General features: G+C 60.3%; 7 protein-coding genes. 5 read left to right on the forward strand and 2 right to left on the reverse strand.

Annotated features, from left to right (window positions below; all coding sequences use genetic code 11):
- Positions 1–26: 26 nt before the first annotated feature.
- A complete protein-coding gene (locus ASE52_RS06965) occupies positions 27–854 on the reverse strand; it encodes an HDOD domain-containing protein (protein WP_010465558.1) in 828 nt (275 codons plus the stop codon).
- Between the two features lie 71 nt (positions 855–925).
- Positions 926–3,295 carry a Tex family protein gene (locus ASE52_RS06970; RefSeq protein ID WP_057224753.1) on the reverse strand — a complete coding sequence of 790 codons (2,370 nt, stop codon included), beginning with the start codon at positions 3,293–3,295 and terminating at the stop codon, positions 926–928.
- A 364-nt stretch (positions 3,296–3,659) separates the two neighbouring features.
- On the opposite strand from ASE52_RS06970, the gene ASE52_RS06975 reads away from it, so the two are divergent.
- The 5 genes from ASE52_RS06975 to ASE52_RS25925 form a co-directional block, all read left to right on the forward strand.
- Positions 3,660–5,315 carry an IPTL-CTERM sorting domain-containing protein gene (locus ASE52_RS06975; protein WP_057224755.1) on the forward strand — a complete coding sequence of 552 codons (1,656 nt, stop codon included), beginning with the start codon at positions 3,660–3,662 and terminating at the stop codon, positions 5,313–5,315.
- Between the two features lie 232 nt (positions 5,316–5,547).
- Positions 5,548–5,964 (forward strand): hypothetical protein, encoded by a 417-nt coding sequence (locus ASE52_RS06980; protein WP_057224757.1) that lies wholly within the window; start codon positions 5,548–5,550, stop codon positions 5,962–5,964.
- A 42-nt stretch (positions 5,965–6,006) separates the two neighbouring features.
- Positions 6,007–7,131 (forward strand): DUF72 domain-containing protein, encoded by a 1,125-nt coding sequence (locus ASE52_RS06985; protein ID WP_057224758.1) that lies wholly within the window; start codon positions 6,007–6,009, stop codon positions 7,129–7,131.
- 572 nt (positions 7,132–7,703) lie between these two features.
- Positions 7,704–8,450 carry a hypothetical protein gene (locus ASE52_RS25530; RefSeq protein WP_140426151.1) on the forward strand — a complete coding sequence of 249 codons (747 nt, stop codon included), beginning with the start codon at positions 7,704–7,706 and terminating at the stop codon, positions 8,448–8,450.
- Positions 8,451–8,596: 146 nt separating this feature from the next.
- Positions 8,597–10,785, forward strand: a 2,189-nt coding sequence (locus tag ASE52_RS25925; RefSeq protein WP_082606784.1) for an RHS repeat protein, incomplete at its 3' end; no start/stop codon positions are given.

Consider the following 10,785-nt stretch of genomic DNA (forward strand, 5'->3'; position numbering starts at 1 on the left):
AAGGGCTGCGTCCTCAGAACCGGTTCTCAGACCACGTAGTCGGCAGCCTCGGGCTTCGCTGTCCAGTCGATAGGGTCTTGCTGCAGCACCATGTCGATGTCCAGCCCCAGCGCCAGGCCCACTTCGCCGGGGAAGGACACGGCCAGTTCCTTTTCGCCCAGCTCCGCCTCGCGGGCCCGGGCACGCCAGGCGGCCAGGTGGATCACGCCCGCCAGGGGCTCGTAGGCATTGTTGTCAAACGGCGCGCTCTGGTGCTGCAAGGCGTCCACCACCACCTCCGGCAACCGCCAGCGGCGTGCCAGCCCGGCCGTCACATGGCCGTAGCCGTAGCCAAAGATGCGTTCTTCGATCTTGCCGCGCCGCAGGTCGAACGGCGCCACCAGGGTGTTGACCGACTGGGCTTTCTCCGGGTCGGCCAGATGAATCACCAGTTCGCCCAGCGCATGCAGCAGGCCGGCTGTGTACGCGGCGATCTGGTTCTGGTGCACGATGCCCGCCAGCGACCGCGCCAGCTTGGCGGTGTTGAGGCTGTAGCGCCAGAACTGCTGCATATTCACCCCAGGCACGGAGCGTGAGGTGGTGCCCAGCGGCGCCGACGTGACCAGCGCGCGCACCTGGGCCATGCCCAGCAGCGTCAGCGCTTCGGGGATGCCCGCAATCTGGCGCGGTACCTGGAAAGTGTGGGAATTGGCCAGCTCCAGCAGCCGCCCGGCCAGTGCCGGGTCGGTGCCAAAAAGCTGGTTGAGGCGCCGCAGGCTAGGTTCTTCATGGGCCAGCTCGCTCATCAGCAGTGCCACCGTGCGCGGAAGGCTGGGCAGAGCCACGGGTTGGGCGAGCAGTGCGTTCAGCTCCATGGGGTCAGGCACCAGAGTTGGGGTTGCTGGCGATTATGGCCCCCATACCGCCGCAATCCCGCCCCAATCGGTCAACGGCCCTTGGCCTGTTGCAACTTGGCAAATGCCGATGCCATGGCCGACTGCTGTGTGGGCTCGGGCGCGCGGCGCTGGGGCTGGGCGTAGCCCCGGCCCGCGCCCTCGAACCGGTTGTCCCGCGGCGCGCCCCGGTCGCCACCCTGGCGCGGCGGCGCGTCGCCCAGCTTCATCGACAGGCCGATGCGCTTGCGCTCCACGTCCACCTCCATGACCTTGACCTTGACAATGTCGCCGGTCTTGACCACTTCGCGTGCGTCGTTCACGAACTTGTGCGCCAGCTGGCTCACATGCACCAGGCCATCCTGGTGCACACCCAGGTCGATGAAGGCGCCGAACTGGGCCACGTTGCTCACGGTGCCTTCCAGGATCATGCCTTCCTTGAGGTCCTTGATGTCCTCGACGCCGTCGTTGAAGCGCGCCACCTTGAAGTCCGGGCGCGGGTCGCGGCCGGGCTTTTCCAGCTCGCCCAGGATGTCCTTGACGGTGATGACGCCGAACCTGTCGTTGGCGAACAGCTCGGGCTTCAAGGTCTTGAGCATGTCGGCCCGGCCCATGATCTCGGCCACGGGCTTACCGGTCTTCTCCATGATCTGCTCGACCACGGGGTAGGTTTCGGGGTGCACGCCGGTCATGTCCAGCGGGTTCTCGCCGCCGCGGATGCGCAGGAAGCCCGCGCTTTGCTCGAAGGTCTTGGCGCCCAGGCCCGCCACATCCATGAGCTGCTTGCGGCTCTTGAACGCACCATTGGCCTCACGCCAGCGCACCACGGCCTTGGCCACGCTGCCCGACAGGCCCGACACGCGGGAGAGCAGCGGCACGCTCGCCGTGTTCAGGTCCACGCCCACCGAGTTCACGCAGTCTTCCACCACCGTGCCCAGGGTGCGGGCCAGCTCGCTCTGGTTCACGTCGTGCTGGTACTGGCCCACGCCGATGCTCTTGGGGTCGATCTTCACCAGCTCGGCCAGCGGGTCCTGCAGGCGCCGTGCGATGGACGCCGCACCGCGCAGGCTCACGTCTACATCGGGCATCTCTTGCGACGCGTATTCGCTGGCGGAATAGACGGACGCCCCGGCTTCGCTCACCACCACTTTTTCAATCGCGCGGTCTACCTTGGCTGCCAGCTTGATCAGGTCGGCCGCCAGCTTGTCCGTCTCGCGGCTGGCCGTGCCATTGCCGATCGCGATCAGGTTCACGCCGTGTTTTTCGGCCAGCTTGGCCAGGGTGTGCAGCGAGCCTTCCCAGTCGCGGCGCGGCTCGTGCGGGAACACGGTGGCCGTCTCCACCAGCTTGCCTGTGGCGTCCACCACGGCCACCTTCACGCCGGTGCGGATGCCGGGGTCCAAGCCCATCACCACGCGCGGGCCCGCAGGGGCCGCCAGCAGCAGGTCGCGCAGGTTGTCGGCAAACACCTTGATGGCCACTTTTTCAGCGTCGTCGCGCAGGCGGGCGAACAGGTCGCGCTCGGTCGAGAGCGACAGCTTCACGCGCCAAGTCCAGGCCACGCACTTGCGCAGCAGGTCGTCGGCCGGGCGGCCTGCGTGGCTCCAGCCCAGGTGCAGGGCAATCTTGCCTTCGGCCAGGCTGGGCTTGCCGGGCTCGGGCTCGACGGGCAACACCAGCTTGGCTTCCAGGATCTCCAGCCCACGGCCCCGGAACACCGCCAGCGCCCGGTGCGATGGCACGCGGCCAATGGGCTCGTCGTATTCGAAGTAGTCGCGAAACTTGGAAACCTCGGGGTCGTTCTCGTTCTTGCCCTCCACCTTCTTGCTGCGCAGCAAGCCCTCGGTCCACAGCCATTCGCGCAGCGACTGCACCAGCACGGCGTCCTCGGCCCAACGTTCGGAGAGGATGTCGCGCACGCCGTCGAGCACGGCCGGCACGGTGGAGAAATCGGCGCCCGTCTTTCCATCGTCCAGCACTTCGGGGGGCTTGGTGAAGGCGGCGGCCTCGGCCGCAGGGTCCAGCGTGGGATCGGCAAACAGCTTGTCGGCCAAGGGTTCGATGCCGAATTCGCGCGCCATCTGGCCCTTGGTACGGCGTTTTTGCTTGAAAGGCAGGTAGAGGTCTTCCAGTTCCTGCTTGGTGGGGGCCGCGGCGATGGCGGCGCGCAAAGCGTCGGTCAGTTTGCCCTGCTCGTCGATGCTCTTGAGCACGGCGGCACGGCGGTCTTCCAGCTCGCGCAGGTAGGACAGGCGCGCTTCCAGCTCGCGCAGCTGGATATCGTCCAGCCCATTCGTCACTTCCTTGCGATAGCGGGCGATGAAAGGCACTGTGGCGCCACCGTCGAGCAGCTCCACCGCTGCGCGCACCTGTTGTTCACTGATTTTGATTTCTGCGGCCAACTGCCGGACGATCTGCTGCATGGGTGGGCAAACTCTCTGAAACTCGAAAAAATACGCGAAGCGCGCGAGTTTGCCACAGGCATTTCGGGCTACACGGGCGCAATAGCCCGGATGGACGCACCGGGCCGATATTCAAAAGCCTCAGAAATGACCGCAATGCAACTGGCCCCCTTCTGGCCTGTACCTATTGCGCGGGCTACAGATAAGGCGCATCCTGTAAAAGCCCCGTAAAAATTGCTTTTGTATGTGAACTGGTAGGCAGCCTCCTTTCTCATTTACACATCCACTTGCGGCCTTAAACCACGCACTTTGTGCCGGAGGATGTATGAGATTCGACTGTCTTGTTCGAAGTTTTTTTTCTTTGGTGCGTCGCCGCTTCAGTGCGATGGCCTTCATCCTGCTGTGCATCGCAGCGCCCCAGGCTTCTGCACTGATCATTGGGGAATTTCGGGTGCGCGGCCCCAGTGGCGCCAATGATGAATTCATCAAGCTTTACAACGAAACTGCTGCACCACTGACCGTAGTCGCCACCGGCACCGGCACCGGATACGGCGTTGCAGCGTCGGATGGCGTGCTGCGGTGTTCCGTCCCCAATGGCACGGTCATCCCCGCCCACGGGCACTACCTGTGCACCAACAGCGGTGCCTATTCCATCGGCGGCTACCCCGCTGGCAATGGCACAACGGCCACGGGCGACGCCACCTACGTCACGGACATTCCCGACAATGCCGGGATTGCCTTGTTCAGCAGCAATACCCCCGCCGAGTTCTTGCTGGCAAACCGCCTTGATGCCGTGGGCTCCACGTCGGAGGCCAACACGCTGTACAAGGAAGGCACGGGGTATTCCGCACTGACCCCCTTCTCCATCAACTATTCGTTTACCCGCGACATTTGTGGAAAACAAGGCGCCATCGCCAGTTTCACGGCCTGCGCGACCACGGGCGTGGCCATCGATACCAACAACAACGCCACCGATTTCTATTTTGTAGACACCAACGGTACCTCGGCGGGCGCCGGACAGCGGCTGGGGGCACCATCGCCCTCCAACCTGAGCAGCCCCGTCATCGGCAGCATCGTCAGCCCCGCCTTGCTCGACCCTTGTGTGGCCGCGCCAGCGCCGCCCAACTCGGTGCGGGACTTGACGAGCGACCCCGCCAACAACTCCACTTTTGGCACGCTGGACGTCCGCCGGACCTTCACCAATACGAGTGGTGGCAACCTGACGCGGCTGCGCTTCAAGATCATTGACCTGACGACGTTCCCCGCTCCTTCCGGCATTGCGGATCTGCGCCCCCGCACATCTTCGAGCGTGGTGGTCACCGTAGACCGCGCGCCCTGCGGCTCTGGCACGAGCAACGTGACCGTGGAAGGCACCACGCTAGAGCAACCGCCTTCGCAACCCAACGGCGGTGGCTTCAATTCCACCCTGTCCGCCGGGGCCGTGACCTTGGGCACACCCTTGGCCGCGGGTGCCTCCATCGACGTCCGATTCCTCCTGGGCATCCAGCAAACGGGTAGCTATCGTTTCAGCGTCGTGATCGAAGGCCTTCCAGAAGGCGGTGGCATCTTTGAAGTGAGCGGCTGTACCGACGGCTGTCCGGTCGTGCAGTCCATCGTTCGCGCTGATGTGGACCCGACGGCAGCAGCGTCGGTGGACTACACCGTCACCTTCAGCACCCCGGTCACTGGTGTGGATGCGGCGGACTTCGCTCTGACAAGCACCGGAACCATTGCGGGCGCCTCCATCACCGGCGTCAGTGGCGCAGGCGCCGTCTACACCGTGACCGTCAATACTGGAACAGGCAACGGCACGTTACGCCTGGACGTGACTGACGACAATTCGATCAACGCGGGTGGCTCCCCTCTGGGGGGCGCGGGTGTGGGTGACGGGAACTTCACCACAGGAGCTTTCTACACCATCGCCCGGGGCGTAGCGCCCGTCAGCAACATCCCCACCTTGAGCGAATACGCCATGATGCTTCTGGGCTTGGCGCTCCTGGGCTCAGTATGGCTGCAACGCAAGCGGGGCAATCTCCGCTGATCTGCCTCGATTGAAATAACTGCATCGGCAGGGACTCGACTAGCGCGCCTTTCTGGCGCGCTAGTCGTTTCTGGCAGTGGTATCGAAGCCTGCCGACACCACATTCCTCCAGACCGGTGCATGGCGAGCAAGACCCACGGCCCTGTATGGGCTCCGCAAGAACGAAGTCACAGAGCACTACTTTTCGCAGGCACTCTTAAAATGCGCAGGCCACCGAGCCCCAGTCCCCTGCATGGATGCCCCTTCCCTCTCTTTCCCTATCCGCACAGAATGCCCGCCGGGCGCCTGTGTCTGCGACCGGGATGCCCTGCTGCAATCCCCCGATGCCGTGCTGGAGGCACGCATCCTGCAGCTCACCCAGGCTGAAGAAAAGAAGTTGCTGCAGCGGCTGGAGAACATCACCAGCCTGAGCGACCTGCGGCGTTTGCAGGAGCGCATGGAGCAGCAGCTGGGCCTGCGCCTGACCATCGCCCCCAGCCCCAACGAAGTGCGCACCCTGCGCGGCATCACCATCCTGGTCCATGAGCAGCGCGGCCTGTGCCGCAAGACGCGCCAGGCCATCCCGGCCGCCATCAAGAAGGGCATGGACCAGCGGCCGGAGATCACGTACGAGCTGCTGAACGAGGGCGGGTTGTTCTCGGGGTTGTGACCCCGCGCACTGGCCCCTTCACTTACCTGCCCTGCCCGCCGCATGCAAGACGATCTGTTCGGCAGTCCCGAAGCCCCGACACCTCCCGCGCCTTTCCGTCATTCCACCCGGCCCACCAAAGCCGCTGCGCCCGAAGCCGCAGAACACGCCGCACCGCCTGCCCAGCGCAAACGCTCCAGCCAAGTAGCCGCCATGGCTCCCGACGGCGCGCTCACCGCCCTGGCCGCCGCCTTGCCCCGGCAGTTGCGCCTGGGCACCTCCAGCTGGACCTACCCCGGCTGGAAAGGCCTGGTGTGGGAGGGCGAACATTCCGACACGCAACTGTCCAAGCAAGGCCTGGCGGTATATGCCCAGCACCCGCTGATGCGCACCGTGAGCATTGACCGCAGCTTTTACCGGCCGCTCACCGTGAGCCAGTACGAAAGCTACGCCTCGCAGGCGCCCGACGACTTCCGGTTTGTGGTGAAGGCACCAAGTGTGGTGACCGACGCCCTGGTGCGCAGCGAAGACGGCCGGGGCCGCCAGGCCAATCCAGCATTCTTGAGCCCCGAACTGGCCCGCAGCGAGTGTGTGGAGCCTGCCCTGCAAGGCCTGGGGCACAAGCTGGGCGCACTGGTGTTCCAGCTCAGCCCGCTGCCGCTGGCGCAGCTGGACCGCCTGCCGCTGCTGCTGGAGCGCCTGCGCACCATGCTGCTCGCCCTGCCAGCCCTCGCGCCCACGGCGCCCGATGGGGTGATTGCGGTGGAAGTGCGCGACCCCGAATGGCTGACCCCCGACTTTGCCGCCGTGCTGCGCGAAGCCGGTGCCACCTACTGCCTGGGCCTGCACGCCAAGATGCCGCCACTGCAGCAACAGCTGCCCATGCTGCGCGCGCTGTGGCCAGGCCCCCTGGTGTGCCGCTGGAACCTGAACCCGGTGCACGGCCCCTATGGCTATGAAGAGGCGGAACGGCTGTACGACCCGTATGACCGCCTGCACCACCCCGACCTGCCAACCCGCGCCGAGCTTGCCAGCGTGATTGCGGGCATCACCCGCCGGCGGCAGAACGCGTTTGTGACCATCAGCAACCACGCCGAGGGCTGCGCGCCGCTGACGGTGCGGGGCGTGGCAGAAGAAGTGGCTGCGGTGCTGGCGACGCATGTACGGCAGGGACGTCCAGGCGTTTGAAAGTGGGCACGATGGAGGCCCGAAGCCGCAGCCAGCTTTGTGCAGCCAGCTACTCACATATTCATAGCTGCTAGCACTCGCACCATAAGCGTCAGGGCCAATTTTCACCCGAATTTTTGGGGGAAACGCCCTAGGTTGTGTTCGCTCAGCGTGACTCCAAACGCCCGACTGTACTGCCCAGGCATCAGGCCTTAGGCAGACAGGCCCAAACGGCCATACGACCGAGAACAAGCCATCGCAGTTGCTCGGGCCTATTGAAAGAAAGGCCGGCACGATCACACCATTGCCCGGTGATTTTTTGGGTGGGACTTAGCGAGCATCGTCTAGACCCCAGATGTCAACACCGAAAGGACCTAACCTCAATGCCAGCAAACAACACCTACCAGAGTTGGTAGTTACAAACTCTTGACGGGGATTCTCTAATTGGCACCCACTTCTGCGCATGCGCCGCACCACCTATATTTTTGATGACCATTAATTTTATCGATGAAATTGACTTCACTACAAGGCGGTGAAGCAAAACCATCCATCGATAGCAAGCACCAAGCAATATTAATCACAGGGAGGAAGTTTTGAAAAATAAATCCGCAAAATGGTTATGGGCCATTTTATTTTCCACAACCGCTATCGGACACGCACAAGAGGCGATTCCAGACTTCTACAAAGAACCTGGCATTCAGCCCAACAGGGCATTCGTCAATCAAAGCCAAAATGAAAATATCGACCCGTTTACGGGTGCACTCCAGCGACACTACATAGACCTCAGAATTCCTGGCAACGGTGGAATGGATTTAACCATTGTCCGCTCTTACAACAGCAGCAGTGTCGATCCTGCCAACCCGACACAGCCCAGAATGAGCGCTGGCTTGGGATGGACCCTGCATTTTGGTCGCATTCTAAAGTCTCGAAACTCATACCCTTGTCTGAATCAAAATCTTGAGTCCGTTTCAGACAACCCCATCCTAGAACTTCCAGATGGCAGTCGGCAGCTGCTTACCTTCACCGGCCAAAATTCTCCGCTGATGATTACCACGCAGCGATGGAAAGCTATGTGCAGCACCAGTGGCATAGGCTTGGTAGTTACCTCACCCGACGGGATGGTTTATGACATGACCCAAGCGTTGGGATCCGGGTCGACCGCTAATCCAATGTATGAGTGGCACACCAAAAAAATCACGGATCGCAATGGAAACTACATCAACATTAATTATGCATCGGCATCTAGCGCAGAGATACGCAGCATTAGACCAGTGATGGAAGATCTGCCTCATTTACATACATTGACTCAGGAAAAACAACTGCACGGATTAGCAGCATAACCAGTGCTGGACAAACCTACGATTATTCTTACAAGCCCTCTGGTATCGCAGGAGTCTATCAACTGAGCACCGTTACCAGGCCAGACAATGCTACCTGGGAGTACGATTATTCGGAAAATAATGGTGCCTCTGCCGGGAGCTATCTCATGCGTTCCGCCACAACACCACAAGGCGGGAGCATCACCTACACCTACGATTTCGTATTTTTTGACTCACAGTCCAATCCAGCCAGCAAATCCAATGTTGTGAGCAAGAAGTCAATGAGTACGGGAGGAATCTGGTCATTCGACTATTCCCCCGGGGGCAATAGCTCCTTGGATACGACTCGAGTCACCTCGCCAGAAGGAACGACGACCTATAAGCACGTAGGCCCCAACTATGCTGGCGCTGGCAGCATCTGGAAGGTCGGTTTGTTGATCCAGAAACGCATTGGCGACGAACAAACTGAACAATACACCTGGAGTGGACAGAGAATTTCCACGGAAACCTATGTTCGGCCCGGAGCATTTGTGACCAGATTCGATTATCTTGAAACCAATGCACCGTTGCTCACACGCAAAACCATTACTCGCGACGGCGCAAGCTACGATACTGCCTATAGCAATTTCGATAGTTATGGAAACCCTCGCACCATCACCGAATCAGGCACAAGGGGTGGCGACAGAACAACTACCGTCAGCTACTATACAAATACATCGAAGTGGATCATCAGGCAGCCGCAAAACGAAAGTTCCTCGGGTCACTCGATCACCCGGGATTTCGATAGCAGCGGCAACATGACCAATGAGACAAAAAATGGTGCCTCGATCAGCCGAACCTACGATAGCGCCGGCAATGTAAGCAGCGCCACCTTCCCAAGGTCGCTAACGCATAGTTATTCCAACTACAGCCGTGGTGTTGCACAAAACGAAAGCCAGCCTGAAGGAATTTCCATAACACGAGAAGTGAGCAACGCTGGCAATGTAACCTCCGAAACCATTGGAGGTGAAACAACTCGCTATGGATATGACTCCATGAACAGGATCACCTCTGTGGACTACCCAGAGGGCAATAACGTCAACATCAGCTACACCAGCCGAAGCCGCACCGCAACGCGTGGATCACTGACAGAAACGATCAACTACAACTCCTTCGGAAGAGTATTCTCAGTCACCCGAGGGGGTATCAGTACCTCATACTCCACAGATGCACTGGGGCGCACTACATTCATATCCAACCCCGGCAGCAGCTCGGGCACATCGTACTCCTACGATATTCTGGATCGCGTCGCTCAAATCCGGAATCCAGATGGAACATCCAAATTCATCAACTATGGATCTTCCTCCAAATCGGTCAGAGATGAAAATGGCAATACCACCATTAATTACTATCGCGCATATGGCGACCCTGACAAAAAATTCCTGATGGCCATCACTACGCCTGATTCCAGCGCGAGCATGGACTACGACCGCAACAGCAAGGACCTTATTACGTCTGCCAAGCAAGCTGGGATAACAAGGCACTATTCTTATAACAGCAGTGGATATATGATTTCCGCAACCCATCCAGAAACGGGCACGACATCCTACGGCCGGGATGCAGCGGGCAATATGACATCCAAGAATGTGGGATCTTCAGGCACCACCACGTACAGTTACGACAGCCAGAATCGGCTGAGAACCATCAATTACACAGGCGCCACGCCTTCTGTTACCCACACTTATGATGACAGGCACCGTTTACTGCGAACATTCTCGACAGATGCTACCCGCAGCTTTTCCTATGATGGAAACGGAAACCTCCAGTCTGAAACATTGAATGCCAATGGAATGACCTGGACGGCCAGGTATGGATACAACGAAAATGACCACCTGACTTCCATTACCTACCCTTTCTCCGGTGAAATTGTGCGCTACGGCGTGGATGCGCTCGGGCGCCCTACTTCCGTCTCCGGGTATATCACCAGTGTCAGTTATTGGCCATCAGGGCAGGTCAACAGGATTACGTATGCGAATGGCGTCTCCTCAGAGTACAGCCAAAATTCTCGCCTGTGGCCCAGTTCATTTTCTACAGTTCGGTCATCAACCCCCTACAGCCGGTCCTCACTGTCCTACGACGGCGTTGGCAATCTGACCGGCATTTCAGACAGCATCGACAATGCTTATGACCGCACCTTTGGATATGACAACCTGGATCGCCTGACCAGCCTGAGAACACCGCAAGGTTCCGGAAGTATTTCCTACGATGGCGCTGGCAATATCACGTCGCAGACTATTCCAGGATTACGACTTTCCTACCACTACGACAGCAGCAATCTGCTCAGTAGCATGACGGCAACGCCAGGCAACACCGCAAA

Source organism: Acidovorax sp. Root275 (assembly GCF_001428965.1).
In the GTDB taxonomy this organism is placed as follows: Bacteria; Pseudomonadota; Gammaproteobacteria; order Burkholderiales; family Burkholderiaceae_C; genus Acidovorax; species Acidovorax radicis.